We start from the raw sequence: 14,754 nt of genomic DNA, 5'->3' as shown, positions 1-14,754 counted from the left end.
CAAAGCGCCTCACCCTTCGGTGAGGCGCTTTCTTTGGTGGTGAGTACAATCAAGGAAAAAGGCCAATATCATGCAAGCGAAAGTGCATCAGAATGCTGACGGTGGAGAAGCGCGTAGTGTCGTGTCGATTGTGAGATCGTGATTCTCCCAAGATAAAGTTTTTCCATTCTTTCAGCATCTTGAAGACATTAAATGAGAAATATGTCAGGCGTAGCGATTGGCTTATGAGGTGAGGTTGGGTCAGGGCAATAATGGTGAATGCAAGCCGATATTCATGAGCTTTGTGTTCTGTTTTGGTGCGTGAATACCTCTATTGATTGTTCATATGTGAAATGGGGTTTTCAGACGATTTTGCCGGGCATGCGGGGTAATGATTTTGCCATCAATGGCACGAAATATGCTCAAGAAATTGAGTGGTAGTCGGATGCACGTCATCGTCAAGACGGCGGCATTACAACAAGGACAATTTCTCAGAGCAGGGTCGTGTCATGAAAAGCCCGCAATCATCCTCTGTCACTGCCGGGATTCGAAGTCGGCAACACTATCCACGCATCGAGGCGCTGCCCGATGCCCAACGGTATCTGGTGGCATGCCAGTCTCCCGAGAGCCTGCCAGGCACTGGAGAGGCGGCGGGCAACGCCCGTCAGCAACTGCAGATGCATTGTCAGCTGATCAGTACGCTGCTGGGGCAGCTCGGTAGCCGCGAGGTGGGAGGCGCCGTGCAATCCGCTCCGGCAACAGAGGCGTTGCCCACGGGGCCCGCCGACAGCGCCCGCCTGCATCGCTGGTACGACGTCGATGACCGCCCGAAGGCCTGCGACGCACTGGTCGGCGCCATCAGCGAGATCGGTGTCGCGGGGTGTCTGGTCATCATCGGCAGTGAGCATTTCGTGTGGCAGGTCGCCAATCTGGCTCAGCAGCAGGGACTGTTGCTGGATGACATGGTGATGCTGCCGGTGGCTGCCCTGGGGCGGCATGTGTTCTGCGTGCACTGCCAGCAGGTCAGTGAGCACGTCATTCACTCGCCGTCAGCCTGTGATGGCTGCGGCCTGATGCTGGAAGTGCGTGATCATTTTTCCAAGCGTCTCGGCGCCTACATGGGCGTGCGAATCGATGCGGAAGCGCCGGGAGAGATTCCCCCACAGGAGGAGGTGGCACCATGTCTCGCTTCATGAAGGCGCGGGTCGCCGCGGTCGATCAGCTCAGCAGCAGCGTGCGCCGTCTCACTCTGGTGCCTGCCGATGAGGCCTCACCCTTCACGCCGTTCTCGCCGGGCAGTCATGTGGTGCTGGGCATTCCAGGAGAAGGGCGGGTGTGTCGCAACGCCTATTCATTGATCAGCCCGCCGGATGATCCCTCGCAGTACTGCATCGCGGTGCGTCGTCAGCCGGTCTCGCGTGGGGGCTCCGAAGCCATCCATTCCCGCGTCAAGGTCGGGGACGAGCTGGAACTCAGCCCGCCGGCCAACCTCTTTCTGCCGCACTGGCAGGCGCGCCATCACCTGATGCTGGCAGGCGGCATCGGCATCACGCCGTTTCTCTCTTACCTGCCGGAGCTGGAGAGTCGTGGCGCCAGCTGGGAGCTGCACCTGCGCAGCCAGGACCTCGACGTCGCCCGCTTCCCGGAGGCCGCGCCCTATCTGGCGAGTGGCAACATCACCCAGCACCGTCTCGAGCGTCCGAATCTGAAGGCCTTGCTGGCGCGTCAGCCCGCCGGCACGCACGTCTATCTCTGTGGCCCGCAGGCCATGATCGATGCCGTGAAGGACGCGGCGTGCGAGCTGCACTGGAGTCTCGCGCGCATCCATCACGAGGTCTTTGCCGCCCCGGAGCCGGGGACTCCCTTCATGGCCGTGGCGCGTGGCAGCGGCGTGGAAGTGGCGGTCGGTGCCCAGGAATCCCTGCTGGAAGCACTGGAGCGCAGCGGTATCGAGGTGACGAGCCTGTGTCGCGGCGGGGTCTGCGGACAGTGTCGGGTCGAGATGCTGGAGGGAGAGGCGGAACACCGTGACGCCTTCCTCGATGAACAGGAGCGGGCCAGTCAGCGCTGCGTGATGCCCTGCGTTTCCCGGGCACGCAGCCAGCGGCTGGTGCTGGATCTCTGAAACCGTCTTTCGCGAGATGGACCCCCAAGGAGCAGGAACATGCAATTTTCCCCGCGAGATGACCAGGCGTTCCATGGTCAGTTCACCTTCAAGAATTCTGACTACGCCATCCAGCGTTTTCCCTTCCCGTTCCCGGAAGATGAGTACCGTTACTCGGTCAATATCGAGCCGCATGTCTTGCCGGGCAAGCCGGGCTCCATCACCGAGCACATGCTGGATATCGATGAGCACTACCTGAGCGAGATCGCCGAGCGTGAGCGGGTGCTGGCCAAGGACCCCAGACGCTGCCTGGTGATGCCACACATGCAGCCGGCAGCCTGGGACTTTCTCGAATTCGTGATGACGCACTACGCCCGGGACTATCCGCAGGCCTTCAGTTTCGAGCGCGACGGCGATGACTGCGTGTGGCGCAACCATCTGCTGGGGCTGGAGCAGGCCTTTTGCATGGGTGATGACACCAGCCTGCCACTGCCGCCACTGGACTATATCGGCCGTCAGATGCAGGGCGATATCGCGCTGCTCGACCAGCGCGACGGTGACCTCTTCATGGACGCCGGCATGATCACCTGTCCGGCGGACTGGTCACTGGCCTTCGATGCCGGCATGAGCTTCAAGCAGTGGCATGGTCCGGTGCCGCTGGCGCATGAGATGGGCGTGTTCGATCGCGCGCTCAAATACCTGTGCGCCATCCAGGTCGGCGGGCCGGTGCGACGCCTCAACTGGACCATGACCATCCATCCGCGCATGGACAGCTCCCCGGAGACCTATGCCGAGTGGGGCAGTGATCGCACCACCATCACCGCCGAAAACGCCGGTCGTGATGTGCATCTACGCGTCGAGCTGCAGACGCTGGTGCGCATGCCGCGCAGTCATGCGCTGTTCTTCGGTATCCGCACCTATCTGATCAGCCTCGAGGACCTGTGTACCAACCCGGTCTGGCAGACGCGTCTGCTGAAGGTGCTGCATACGCTGCCGCCGGAGCTGATCGACTACAAGGGACTGACGCGCTATCTGCCCAGCGTGCTCGAGTGGCTGGAAGCCCGCGAGGCAAGCGTTGCGGCCAAGGCCGAAGCGACAGCGCAGGCAGCGGTCTAGGCCACGCTCTCGGCAAGCTGCTTCTGGCAGACAGCTCCTGATAAAGAGATCTTGATAAAGAGCTCTCGGCCAACCGCTCTCGGCGCCGAGGGCGTGATAGGGAATGGATCGCAAGCCACTGACCACAGCGCTTGCGGATAACAACAAAGGGGAAACGCTGGTGAATATCGATGTGCTGCAACTCAGCTACGCGCTGGATACGTTCTACTTCCTGATGTGTACCGCGCTGGTCATGTTCATGGCCTGCGGCTTCGCGATGCTGGAATCCGGGCTGGTGCGCTCCAAGAATACCGTCGAGATCCTGACCAAGAATGCGCTGCTCTACGGCATCGCCTGTCTGGTGTTCCTAGTGGTGGGCTACAATGTGATGTATCCCGGTGACAACGCCATCAGCAGCGTGATTCCGGGGCTGTCGTTCATGCTCGGCGCTGACAATACCCTCAGCGACATCAGTGTTGGCGAAGGGGCGGCCTATTACTCCACCATGGCGGACTTCATCTTCCAGGCGGTGTTTGCCGCCGCGACCATGTCCATCGTCTCGGGGGCCGTGGCGGAACGCATGCGCCTGTGGCCGTTTCTGATCTTCGCGGTGGTGATGGTCGCGGTCATCTATCCGGTGGAAGGCTACTGGAAGTGGGGTGGCGGTTTCCTGGATGCGATGGGCTATCAGGACTTCGCAGGCTCGGTGGTCGTGCACATGGCGGGCGCGGCGGCGGCATTGGCGGCGGTGCTGCTGGTCGGTCCGCGCAAGGGGCGCTACGGCGTGGACGGCAAGGTACGTGCCATTCCGGGCGCCAATCTGCCGATCGCCATGCTGGGCATGTTCATCCTGTGGATGGGCTGGTTCGGCTTCAATGGCGGCTCGATGCTCAAGATCGCCAGTCTCGATGATGCCAACAGCGTGGCGCGTATCTTCGTCAACACCAATGCCGCGGCCTCGGCAGGGATGGTGGCCGCGGCGCTGCTGTCACGTGCCATGTTCGGCAAGACCGACATGACGATGGTGATGAACGGTGCCCTGGCCGGTCTGGTCTCGATCACCGCCGAGCCGTTGCTGCCGTCTGCCGTCCTTGCGGTGCTGGTCGGTGCGGTAGGCGGCATCATCGTGGTGCTGTCGGTGGTGGGACTGGACCGTCTCAAGATCGATGACCCGGTCGGTGCCATCTCCGTACACGGCTCCGCCGGCCTGTGGGGCATCATGGCAGTGCTGTTCTCCAATCCGGACGCCGCGTTCGGTACCCAGATCCTGGGCACGCTGATCATCTTCGCCTGGATGTTCGGCGCAAGCTTGGTGGCGCTGCTGGTGATCAAGAAGGTCTGTGGTGGTCTGCGTGTCAGCGAGGAAGAGGAACTGGAAGGCATGGACATGCACGAATGTGGCATGGGGGCCTACCCGGAGTTCGTCAACATGTCCTCCCCGTCACAGGGAGAAGGCACTGCGTCCGGGCATGCCGGCAAGGCGAGCGCTGCAGTCCCGGCTGCGGTGCTCAAGGGGGCGGCGCGTTGAGCCTGCCCCCCCCAAGTGCTGGAGTCTCAGAGTTTGATGTGATGAGCCCCGCCAGCATGTGATACGAGAAGGCCCGCCAATTGGCGGGCCTTCTCGTGTTCCAGGGGCAGCGTAAGGGGAAAGGGTGGGCAAGGGATAGGGAAAGGAGGGGGAAACAAGAGGGATGATGGACGTCCCGGGAGAACAAGCAGCGACCAGACGGAAACTGCCTGTCAGCGGCGGTGCAGGCCACCCAGCTCATGATTGATATGGCGGGCGCAGTCCATCAACGCGCCGCGCAACAGCAGGCGCCGGCGCTCGTCGGCCATCATCGCATCGGGGCCCGAGATATTGATGGCGCCCACCAGATGACCGGTATGGTCATAAAGCCCCGTGGCGATGGCGGTGGCGTAGTCGGAACGACTTTCCACCCATCCCTGGCGGCGAGCCTCCTCGATGGCATCCTTCAAGGCCGGCAGGTTCTGGGGCGCCGGCGGTGGGTAGTCATCCAGACGGATCTGACGATAGAGCTGCTGCAGTTCATCCTCGCCCAGCACCGTGAGCAGGATGCGCCCCATGGCGCTGACATGACACGGCAGACGGGAGCCGATGGGGATGTTGACCGACATGCGCTGTGCGGCGAAGGCGCGGTAGAGATAGATGGCATCCGTGCCCTCACGCACGCTCAGGTGACATGACATGGTGGTCTGGTCGCGCAGGGTGTCCAGGTGGGGTGCCACTACCTCGACCAGGTCACGACTGGCCAGATAGCTGAAGCCCAGCGAGATGACCTGTGGCCCCAGTTCATAGGTGTTGCGAGCGATCTTCTTGAGATAGCCCATGTCGGTGAGGGTGATGACGATACGATAGATGGCCGAATTGGTGGTGCCCAGTTCCTCGGCGAAGTCATTGGTGGTCAGCACCTTGCGCCTGCTGCTGAACATCTCGAGGATTCTCAGCCCGCGAAACAGCGCCGGCACGGTGTAATCATTCTCGCGAGCAGGCGCGGTCGAGAGCGATGGGTCATCGGTCACGACCTCCTGCCCGGAAGGGAGCGAGGCGTGGGAATCGGGCATACCTGGTTCCTTTTGCTGCGTATGGCGAGCCGTAGGTGAAACGCAGTCTCCCCGTCGCTGCCTGGAACTCAGACGACGACGGGGAGCGGGTGACAACGTGAGAGGCATGCGCGAGCGGATGCCAAGGTTGCGTCGCAATCGCTAGCCGTGATGATGGGCCAGCAGGGCAGCGGCTGTCACGGTCTGCCCCGAGTATTCGTGCATGGCATCGAGCATGACGCCCCACTGATAGTGGCTGGAGGCGATGTCGAACAGCAGGTGGAAGCAGGGGCACTGATGGCTTCCCACGTTGACGATGATCGCGTTGGTGCGTGCCACTGACGTCTGGGCGACGCTCCCGGGCGGGAAGGTCTCACTGCGCAGGTCCACCCCGCACAGCTTGGCCATCAGCGACGGTACGCTGCTGCCACTCAGGCTGAACCAGGCGTGGGAATCCCGCCGTGGGAGGGAATGCACGCGCCTGCCCCGGGCCAGTGCGTCATCCGCCTGCGCGATGAGCGGCAGGTCGGCCACGCCCGCATCGGGAGTGATGGCCGGCGTCAGTTGCAGAAACTCGCCCACTGACAGCCTGACCAGCCAGCTGCCATCCGTCTGGAGCCTTGCCGTATTGGGCGTATCCGGTACCGTGAAGCCCAGCGCGCCCAGCCAGTCGGCGGCCTCGCGGCCGCGAACGCCTGCGCGTCCCAGGGCGCTCATGTCGGCGAGTGCGCAGTGGCTGAGAACGGTTGCCGTCACCGAATCACTTGATGCGTCGGTTGTCGACGCGCCAGTGAGGCTTACCGGCAGTGCACAGCGCGCCAACGCCGTGGCGCCATCCAGATGGTCCGTCATTGATGTCGTCATTTCACAGCTCCTGGCGGGCAGACTTGGGATCAAAGAAGGGCAGTGCCACGACCTCGGCCTGGACCAGTACGTCGCCCTGGGTGCGGATGGTGATCTTGCTGCCGGGCGTACTGCTGTCGATTCCAGCGTAGGCCAGGCCGATGATGGCACCCAGCGTCGCGCTGTATTCACACGAGGTCACGTTGCCGGTGATGTCGCCACCGGGCTTGGCGGCGTCGGCGCTCTGCTTCCCGCCGCTGAGCACCAGCTGACCTTCCAGCGGTTGCGGGCTGTCCTTGGGCAGCATGAAGCCGACCAGCTTGCGGGTCTGGGGCTGGGCGGCAAGAATCTCGATCGCACGACGGCCGACACAGAAGGGCTTCTTGTGGCTGACTGCCCACTCAAGGCCGATCTCGCCGGGATGGCTCATGCCATCGGTATCCTGCCCGATGATGATGTGACCTTTTTCGAGACGCAGCAGACGCTGGGCCTCGACACCGAAGGGGCGGATGTCGGCCTGCTCGCCTGCCAGCATCAGCAGGTCCCACAGCGCTTCGCCGAAACGGCTCGGCACGTGGATCTCGTAGCCCAGTTCACCGACGAAGCCGACCCGCAGCAGGCGGGCGGGAATCCTGCCCTGCGTGCCCAGCAATTCGGTCTCGAGATGGCCGGTGCGCAGCTCCAGATAGGGGAAGGCCTGGGGGCTCAGGTCGATGTCGCGGCACACCTTGCTCAGCACCTCGCGGGCCTTGGGCCCGGCCAGATTGACGGCGCAGTAAGCGGCGGTGACGTTGGTGATATCGACATCGAGTCGCCACTGGGCATTCCACTTCAGCATCTGCTGGTAGACCCGGTCCACGCCGCTGGTGGTGGCGGTGACATAGAAGTGTTCCTCACCGAGGCGGCACGAGACGCCATCGTCGATGATCACGCCTTGCTCGTTGGCCATGGTGGCGTAGCGCGTGCGACCCACCGGCTGCTTGAGGAAGGCGAAGGTGTAGAGGCGGTTGAGCAGCTCGGCGGCATCCGGCCCGCGCAGCTCGATGCCACCGAGGGTCGAGACATCGATCAGGCCCACGCCGTTGTGCACGGCCAGCGCCTCGGTCTGCATGGCGTCATTGCGCTGCTCGGGGCGGCCATAGAAGGCCGGGCGCGCCCAGTGGCCGGCCGGCATCATGCTGGCACCGAGAGCTAGATGGCGCTGATGCATCGGTGTCTGGCGGTAGGGGTCGAAGCTGCGACCGGCCAGCAGCGGCAGCGGTTCGGCCACGAAGGGCGGGCGCGCGGTGGTCACGCCGGTCTCGCTGACGCTGCGCTGTGTGGCCTCCGCGACCAGACGCGCGGCCGGCAGTGCCGAGTGACGGCCCTGGGACGGACCCATGCCCAGTGTCGAGAAGCGCTTGACCAGCTGGATGTCGCGATAGCCATGGCGGGTGGCATTGAGGATGTCGCGAATCTGCAGGTCTTCGTCCAGATCGACGAACTCCTTGCCCTTGGGGTGCGCGAACAGCGGCCAGCCATGCTGACGGAAGGGGCCTGACGGCGTGACGGCCGCCGGCTCATTCGCCTCAAGCGTGGCATCCACGACCTTGCCTGCCGCGGCAAGCCCGTTCAGGGCGGCGCTCGCGGCACGCTGACCATCGGCGATCACGTCCTTGAGGTGATAGAGGCCATTGGCGGAGCCTGCCATGTGCAAATGTTTCGGCAGGCCGCTGAGGCTGAAACGCGCATCGTCATCTAGATAGGAGAGCTTGGCGCCCGCCTGACAGGCCAGCTGGTAGACCGGCATGTAGCCCGCCGTCATGCAGACCAGATCACAGGGGATCACCTCTCCCTCGGTGGCCAGTTCGCCGCGCGCGATGATCTTGCGTACCTCGACGCCCGTGACGTGATGCAGCGACTTCTCCGCCTGCGCATCATAGATGGCGTGCTCGAGCTTCAGGGCGATGCCGCAGTGGCGCACCGCATCGGCAAGGCTTGCCTCATCGGGCTGGGCGCGCATGTCGAGCAGCGCGACGATGTTGACGCCGTGCTCCATCAGGTCCAGCGCGGCCAGATAGCCATCATCGCTGCCGGTGATCACCACGCCTTGATTGCCCGGCAACACGCCATAGTGCTGCATCAGGCGCTGGGCGGCACTGGCGAGCATGATGCCCGGCAGGTCGTTGTTGCGAAATACCACCGGCTGATCGAAGGCGCCGCTGGCGAGAATGCATTCCTTGGCGCGCACCTTGTAGAGGCGCTTGCCGCGGATCACCGGCAGGTAGTTGTCCGTGAACCAGGCATTGCAGGTCGCTTCGGTCATCACGTCGATGCGCGGATGCGCCGTGACGGCCGCGCTCAGCGTCTGCAGTGTCTGGTTGGCCTCAATGCCTTCGGCGTCGAAGCGCGCATAGGTCAAGGCGCCGCCGAGCAGACGGCCCTGTTCGACCAGCAGCACGCTCGCGCCACCCTCGGCAGCCCCAAGCGCCGCCGTCATGCCCGCCGGGCCGGCGCCTACCACCATCACGTCGTGGAACAGATAGGCCTTGTCGTGATAGTCGCCACGCACGTCCAGATTCAGGGTCCCGAGCCCGGCCTTGCGACGAATCAGCGGCTCCCAGTACTTCCAGGCGCCCTTGGGCTTGTAGAAGGCGCGGTAATAGAAGCCCACCGGCATGAATTTCGAGAACTTGCCCAAGCGCATGTCGCGGTCGTTGTCCAGGCTGCCAGAGACGTTCTGGGCGGTGACTTCAAGCCCCGGGCTGATCTGGCGCTCATCGCCCAGCACGTTGGGCTCATCCGGCAACTGCACCAGGGTGTTGGCATCCTGGCCGGCGAAGGTCAGGGCGCCACGCGGGCGGTGATACTTGAAGGAGCGCGACAGAAGCCAGCGGCCATTGGCGGCCAGGGCGCTGGCGATGGTGTCGCCGGCAAAGCCCTGGTAGCTCACACCATCGAAGCTGAAGGTCACCGGCGTGTCACGGTCGATCAGTCGGCCCAGCGGGGCCGGCAGACGGGCGCCTCGGGTCATGGGGACTCTGGCGTTCATGCGTGTTCTCCCGAGCTGTCCGTGGTGTGCAGTGGAAACTCCACGCGCTGGGTGAAGCGCTCGGAGGGATCGAAGGTGCGCAGGATCTCGTCGGTCACGGTGTGACGCTCGGCGAGAAACCAGTAGCTGGAGGCGGCGTGCATCCACCATTCGGTGACGACACCGGCGGTGTTGTCGCTGAAGAAGACGTAGTCGGCCCACTCGCGATCACTGCAGGTATCGGGGTCTGGCATGTCGGCAAGCTCGCCGCCATACACGAATTCGCTGATATTTCGGGGCCCATTGAGTGGGCAGGGCATGATCTTCATCGCGGAAATCCTTGACCGTTGTTCTTGTACATCCAGCGTGGGGTGCGCATTCCCGGGCAGTCATCGAGCCTTGTAGGTCGAGCCATCGCGAGGCGTCAGTGGCTGGCGGCAGTCGCGCCCATCTCGTTGACCTGACGGAAGCGCGCGAAGCGTTCCAGCGCAAAGGGGGCGATGAGGTCCGGGGTCTTGCCGCCGGAGGCGACCAGCTCGGCCATGGTCTTGCCGCAGATCGGCGTCGCCTTGAAGCCCCAGGTGCCCCAGCCGGCATCCAGGTAGTAATTCTCGACGGGGCTTTCGCCCATGATCGGGCTGTAGTCCGGCGTCATGTCGGTCGTGCCTGCCCATTGGCGCATCAGGCGGGCCTGGGACAGGAAGGGGAACATCTCCAGCGCCGCGGCGATCAGGCTTTCCTTGAGGTCCAGCGTCGAGCGGGTGTTGTAGAGCGGGTAGGGGTCGGAGCCACCGCCGAACACCACCTCGCCACGGCTGGTCTGCTGCACGTAGCAGTGCAGGGCCGAGGAGCTGACGAGCGGATCGAGAAACGGTTTGAACGGCTGGGTGACCATGGCCTGCAGCGGATAGCTGATGATAGGCATGGTGAAGCCGGCCTTGCTGGCGAGCACCGAGCTGTGCCCGGCCACCGCCTGCACCACGCAGCCACATTGCACGGTGCCGCGATTGGTCTTCACCGCGCGGATCTTGCCGCCTTCGACCACGAGGTCCTGTACCTCGGTGAGCTGGTGGATCTCGACACCGCGCTTGGCGGCCTCCTTGGCATATCCCCAGGCGACGGCATCGTGCCGCGCAGTGGCGCCATCGATATGCCACAGGCCCGCCATGACCGGCAGGTGGCCGGGGTCCAGGTTCAGGCTCGGTACCAGCTCGCGGATCTGCTGGCGATCCAGCATCTCGGTGCGCCCACCGAAGTGGGTGTTGACCTCGGCCCGCTGGCGGAAGGCCCGCACAGTGGAGTCGGTATGCGCGAAGGTCAGTTGGCCGCGTTCCGAGTACATGATGTTGTAGTCGAACTCGTTGGACAGTCCCTGGAACATGCGCACCGATTCGCTGTAGAAGCGCACGCCTTCCGGCGTCAGGTAGTTGGAGCGAATCACCGCGGTGTTGCGCGCGGTGTTGCCACTGCCCAGGTAGGCCTTTTCCAGCACGGCGATATTGGTGATGCCGTGATACTTGGCCAGATAGTAGGCGGTGGCCAGGCCGTGCCCGCCGCCGCCGATGATGACCACGTCGTAGCGGGACTTCAGCTCCGTTGGCGGGGGGAGGTCGACTTCGGCCGGATACTCGGAGGACAGGCCGTACTTGAGCAGGGAAAAGGGCATCGGTGACTCCCGGTACGCGCAGGCGTACCTCTAGTGGTTCAGGCCGACTGGCGACGCGCGGCAGTCAGGGTGTTGGCGAGCAGGCAGGCGATGGTCATCGGGCCGACGCCCCCCGGGACAGGCGTGATGGCGCCGGCGATCTTGCTGACCGCAGCGAAGTCCACATCTCCGACCAGTCGCGTGCGCGCCTTGCCGGTAGGGCTTTCCTCGGCGGACTGCGCGATGCGATTGATGCCCACATCGATGACCACGGCACCGGGTTTGATCCAGACAGCGCCGATCATGTTCGGGCGCCCGACCGCGGCCACCACGATATCGGCCTGGCGGCAGAGTTCGGCGGGATTCTGGCTGCGTGAGTGCAGCTGGGTAACGCTGCAGTTGGCGGCCAGCAGCAGGCTGGCCATCGGCTTGCCGACGATGTTGGAGCGCCCGATGATCACCGCATGCAGCCCGGAGAGATCACCACCGCGCTCGGCAAAGGTGTCACGCAGCAGGCGCATGCAGCCGGTAGGGGTGCAGGGCGCCAGGGCATCGGCGCCCTGGACCAGTGCGCCGACGTTCATGCGATGGAAGCCGTCGACGTCCTTGGCGGGGTCGATGGCCTCCAGCACCGCATCTTCCTGGATATGGGTCGGCAGCGGCAGCTGGACGAGGATGCCGTGCACATCAGCGTCGGCATTGAGCTTCGCTACCAGCGCCAGCAGCTCGGCCTCGCGGGTCTCGCTGGGCAGGATGTGCTCGAAGGACTGCATGCCACACTCGACGGTACGCTTGAGCTTGTTGCGCACATACACCTGACTTGCCGGGTCCTCGCCGACCAGCACGACGGCAAGCCCCGGTATCACGCCCTGTCGTGCGAGGCCGGCGACCTCTGCCGTGACTTCCTCCAGCAGTCGCGCCGAGGCGGCCTTGCCATCGATCACGGCGGCGGTGGGCTGTGCGAGTGTCTCGTCCGCGATCGCGGTGGGTGTCGCTTGGGTATTCATGACTGCCCTTCCTCCCTTGGGTGACGGCCGATGATTCACGCGTGGTCTGTCTTGAAGGCTTGTTTGAAGACTTGCTTGACGCCTTGTTTGAAGACTTATTTGACGCCTTACTTGAAAATCACGGTGCGATCATTGGCGAGGAAGACGCGGTGTTCGATGTGATAGCGCACGGCATTGGTCAGCGCCTGGGTCTCGGTATTGCGGCCAGCGGCGACCAGGTCATCCGGGGCGAAATTGTGCTCGACCCGCTGTACGGCCTGATCGATGATCGGCCCTTCGTCGAGGTCTGCCGTGACGTAGTGGGCGGTGGCGCCGATCAGCTTGACCCCGCGGGCGTGTGCCTGGTGGTAGGGCTTGGCGCCCTTGAAGCCCGGCAGGAAGGAGTGGTGGATGTTGATGGCGCGCCCGGCCAGCTTCTGGCACAGCTCATCGGAGAGAATCTGCATGTAGCGCGCCAGTACCACCAGTTGAGTGCCGGTTTCCTCGACGATGTCCATCAAGGCCGCTTCCTGGCGCGCCTTGGTGTCCTTGGTGATCGGCAGGTAGACGAAGCGGATGCCTTCGCGCTCGACCATCGGGCGCAGGTCCAGGTGGTTGGAGACGACCGCGGTGATCTGCATGTCCAGCTCACCCTTGCGATAGTGGTAGAGCAGATCATCCAGGCAATGGTCGAACTTGGAGACCATGATCAGCACCGGCATCTTGTCCTTGCCACCGTGGATCTGCCACTGCATCTCGAAGGGCGCCGCCACATCTTCAAAGGCCTGACGCATACGCTCGATATCGCCTTCGATGCCCGTGTTGAAACGGAAGCGAGCGCGCAGGAAGAACTGCCCCTTGTCCTCATCATCGTACTGCGCCAGCTCACTGATGTAGCACTCGTGAGTGGTCAGGAAGGTGGTGATGGCCGCCACGATGCCGGACGTCGCCGGGCAGCTGATGGTGAGGATGAAGTGATCGTCTGAGGTGCAGGTCGCGTGAGGCATTCTGGGCTCCGATGTCGGCAGAAAGGCATTGTTGTTGTGATATGAAGAACCTCATTCACTGACGTGGTTTGGATTCGGTTATTTCCTGTCAGTGACTTAATTTTCTTCTCAAGTAAATAACAATGTTTTTCTGGCGCTGGGTCAAGCCTGATCGACGCGTCGACCGGTGTTAGCGTCCATGAAATGAAGACAATAATTCACTGATGAATTTTTACCGCTTTGGGGGATCGCGGAGCAGGGTAAAGCCATGAGGCGGGCAAGGGTGGGACAGGTGCCTGATGAGACACGCTCGTCTCGAGTTGGCTACAGCCTGCGAGTAACGTGAAAGGAATCGTCATATCCCGGTTGGGCAATTGCTGGCTGCAATATCAACACGTTAGTGTTCACTCATTGTATGCCTTGAGGTGTGACCTCTTGAGCCAGTATTCCTGCAAGACAATGAGGTAGACACGATGCGCACATTGACGATCGCGGCACTGATGGTGGTCAGCATGGCCGGTTCCAGCGTAGCGATGGCCGGCAACCCGGTCGATGATGGCCACGCTGCCAAGTCCCAGTACACCCAGCACAAGGACAGCGTCAGGACCTCTGCCCAATCTCACAAGTCGGCTGCTTCCGGGCAGGTGGCTGACAAGCCCTCTCACGTCGCCAGCAAGGCCCACGATGCCAAGTCCAAGGTGAGCAACAAGGCGAGCGATGCCAGGTCCAAGGCGAGCGATACCAATTCCCGCTATCAGAAGAAGAACTATGCTGACGTGCTCAAGAACGAGCGCCACTGATGGCATGACGCTTTTGCTCGGCACGGCTTGAGTCGGGCAGCTGCCCGCTGTTGACAAGACCCCCTGAAGCCTCCGGTTGCAGGGGGTCTTTGCATGCCGGGCACGCTCCTTGAGATCTGCCCCCGTCTGGCGCGGCAGGCGATGTGCCTCTGGTGTGCGTCATCAGACGCTGACGTCGCGTGTTTCATACGCTCACCTCGACAAGATGCAAGCATTCGTCAAGCGAGCCTGACTGGCTTGCGAACATAAATATCAAGGAGTTAGTGTGCCACCACCCTGTCTCCCTGGACCCTGGTCTTCAGGTCAGGAATGGGACAATTCGCGAGTAGAAAGGAGTAGGTACGATGCGCAGGATGACGATTGCAGCACTCATGGTAATGGGCATGGCTGGCTCCTCAGTGGCAATGGCAAATTCCTACACTGATGCGGCGAAGGACAGTGCCAAGTCCCAGTACACCACAGCCAAGGACAACGCCAGTTCCAAGGTGACTTCCCGGACTGACAGTGCCTCTTCCAAGGTCAGCTCTGCCAAGCACAAGGCAAGTGACAAGGCCAGCTCTGCCAAGGCCAAGACAAGTGACAAGGTCAGCTCTGCCAAGACCAAGGCAAGTGACAAGGTCAGCTCTGCCAAGTCCACCAAGTCCAGCTACGAAGACAAGTTCAAGTGATCTGAACCCCCAGGATTCGGGGGAGTCATGTGACCCCCAGCCCCCGTCAGCCTCAGGCTGGCGGGGGCTTTTTCGT

Annotated in this window: 13 protein-coding genes; 6 read left to right on the top strand and 7 right to left on the bottom strand. The window is 62.8% G+C overall.

Annotated elements, in window-relative coordinates; genetic code table 11:
* The first annotated feature begins 488 nt into the window (after positions 1-488).
* The 4 genes from PJK54_RS12925 to amt all read left to right on the top strand — a co-directional run bounded on the left by PJK54_RS12925 (position 489) and on the right by amt (position 4,706).
* Entirely contained in the window at positions 489-1,175 is a 687-nt protein-coding gene (locus PJK54_RS12925; RefSeq protein ID WP_271303097.1) for a dimethylamine monooxygenase subunit DmmA family protein, read from the top strand.
* Positions 1,160-2,104, top strand: coding sequence for a PDR/VanB family oxidoreductase (locus tag PJK54_RS12920; RefSeq protein ID WP_271303096.1), 945 nt, complete (start codon positions 1,160-1,162; stop codon positions 2,102-2,104). Before PJK54_RS12925 ends, PJK54_RS12920 begins: the two co-directional genes overlap by 16 nt.
* A 39-nt stretch (positions 2,105-2,143) precedes the next feature.
* On the top strand, positions 2,144-3,199 hold the full coding sequence (locus PJK54_RS12915) for a heme-dependent oxidative N-demethylase family protein (RefSeq protein WP_271303095.1): 1,056 nt from the start codon (positions 2,144-2,146) through the stop codon (positions 3,197-3,199).
* A gap of 160 nt (positions 3,200-3,359) precedes the next feature.
* A complete protein-coding gene (amt, locus tag PJK54_RS12910; protein WP_271303094.1) occupies positions 3,360-4,706 on the top strand; it encodes an ammonium transporter in 1,347 nt (448 codons plus the stop codon).
* 212 nt (positions 4,707-4,918) lie between these two features.
* Here the strand turns inward: amt and PJK54_RS12905 are convergent, their stop codons facing one another.
* The 7 genes from PJK54_RS12905 to purU all read right to left on the bottom strand — a co-directional run bounded on the left by PJK54_RS12905 (position 4,919) and on the right by purU (position 13,231).
* A complete protein-coding gene (locus PJK54_RS12905; protein WP_271303093.1) occupies positions 4,919-5,761 on the bottom strand; it encodes an IclR family transcriptional regulator in 843 nt (280 codons plus the stop codon).
* A 141-nt stretch (positions 5,762-5,902) separates the two neighbouring features.
* Entirely contained in the window at positions 5,903-6,604 is a 702-nt protein-coding gene (locus PJK54_RS12900) for a hypothetical protein (protein ID WP_271303092.1), read from the bottom strand.
* Between the two features lies 1 nt (position 6,605).
* Positions 6,606-9,614 (bottom strand): 2Fe-2S iron-sulfur cluster-binding protein, encoded by a 3,009-nt coding sequence (locus PJK54_RS12895; protein ID WP_271303091.1) that lies wholly within the window; start codon positions 9,612-9,614, stop codon positions 6,606-6,608.
* On the bottom strand, positions 9,611-9,922 hold the full coding sequence (locus tag PJK54_RS12890) for a sarcosine oxidase subunit delta (RefSeq protein ID WP_271303090.1): 312 nt from the start codon (positions 9,920-9,922) through the stop codon (positions 9,611-9,613). The genes PJK54_RS12895 and PJK54_RS12890 overlap by 4 nt, the downstream gene beginning before the upstream one ends.
* Positions 9,923-10,017: 95 nt before the next feature.
* Entirely contained in the window at positions 10,018-11,259 is a 1,242-nt protein-coding gene (locus tag PJK54_RS12885) for an FAD-dependent oxidoreductase (protein ID WP_271303089.1), read from the bottom strand.
* 38 nt (positions 11,260-11,297) lie between these two features.
* The gene (locus PJK54_RS12880) at positions 11,298-12,245 is read right to left on the bottom strand and encodes a bifunctional 5,10-methylenetetrahydrofolate dehydrogenase/5,10-methenyltetrahydrofolate cyclohydrolase (RefSeq protein WP_271303088.1); all 948 of its coding nucleotides are present in this window, start codon (positions 12,243-12,245) and stop codon (positions 11,298-11,300) included.
* Positions 12,246-12,352: 107 nt separating this feature from the next.
* Entirely contained in the window at positions 12,353-13,231 is an 879-nt protein-coding gene (gene purU / locus PJK54_RS12875) for a formyltetrahydrofolate deformylase (protein WP_077377058.1), read from the bottom strand.
* A 452-nt stretch (positions 13,232-13,683) separates the two neighbouring features.
* Between purU and PJK54_RS12870 the strand changes: the two genes are divergently transcribed.
* Positions 13,684-14,010 carry a hypothetical protein gene (locus PJK54_RS12870; RefSeq protein WP_271303087.1) on the top strand — a complete coding sequence of 109 codons (327 nt, stop codon included), beginning with the start codon at positions 13,684-13,686 and terminating at the stop codon, positions 14,008-14,010.
* 383 nt (positions 14,011-14,393) lie between these two features.
* Positions 14,394-14,678, top strand: a complete 285-nt coding sequence (locus PJK54_RS12865) for a hypothetical protein (protein ID WP_271303086.1) — start codon at positions 14,394-14,396, stop codon at positions 14,676-14,678.
* Positions 14,679-14,754 lie beyond the last annotated feature (76 nt).

The organism is Cobetia sp. MMG027 (assembly GCF_027947415.1).
GTDB classification, from domain to species: Bacteria; Pseudomonadota; Gammaproteobacteria; order Pseudomonadales; family Halomonadaceae; genus Cobetia; species Cobetia marina.
Note: the sequence above shows the minus strand (reverse complement) of the source record. Positions and strands in the feature narration are given on the sequence as shown.

What these genes read in the sequence shown, in the direction of transcription:
- PJK54_RS12915 (WP_271303095.1), top strand. Translation starts at nt 2,144, where the DNA reads ATGCAATTTTCCCCGCGAGATGACCAGGCGTTCCATGGTCAGTTCACC.
- PJK54_RS12900 (WP_271303092.1), bottom strand. Translation starts at nt 6,604, where the DNA reads ATGACGACATCAATGACGGACCATCTGGATGGCGCCACGGCGTTGGCG.
- PJK54_RS12880 (WP_271303088.1), bottom strand. Translation starts at nt 12,245, where the DNA reads ATGAATACCCAAGCGACACCCACCGCGATCGCGGACGAGACACTCGCA.
- PJK54_RS12920 (WP_271303096.1), top strand. Translation starts at nt 1,160, where the DNA reads ATGTCTCGCTTCATGAAGGCGCGGGTCGCCGCGGTCGATCAGCTCAGC.
- PJK54_RS12895 (WP_271303091.1), bottom strand. Translation starts at nt 9,614, where the DNA reads ATGAACGCCAGAGTCCCCATGACCCGAGGCGCCCGTCTGCCGGCCCCG.
- PJK54_RS12865 (WP_271303086.1), top strand. Translation starts at nt 14,394, where the DNA reads ATGGCTGGCTCCTCAGTGGCAATGGCAAATTCCTACACTGATGCGGCG.
- PJK54_RS12925 (WP_271303097.1), top strand. Translation starts at nt 489, where the DNA reads ATGAAAAGCCCGCAATCATCCTCTGTCACTGCCGGGATTCGAAGTCGG.
- PJK54_RS12870 (WP_271303087.1), top strand. Translation starts at nt 13,684, where the DNA reads ATGCGCACATTGACGATCGCGGCACTGATGGTGGTCAGCATGGCCGGT.
- PJK54_RS12905 (WP_271303093.1), bottom strand. Translation starts at nt 5,761, where the DNA reads ATGCCCGATTCCCACGCCTCGCTCCCTTCCGGGCAGGAGGTCGTGACC.
- PJK54_RS12890 (WP_271303090.1), bottom strand. Translation starts at nt 9,922, where the DNA reads ATGAAGATCATGCCCTGCCCACTCAATGGGCCCCGAAATATCAGCGAA.
- purU (WP_077377058.1), bottom strand. Translation starts at nt 13,231, where the DNA reads ATGCCTCACGCGACCTGCACCTCAGACGATCACTTCATCCTCACCATC.
- PJK54_RS12885 (WP_271303089.1), bottom strand. Translation starts at nt 11,259, where the DNA reads ATGCCCTTTTCCCTGCTCAAGTACGGCCTGTCCTCCGAGTATCCGGCC.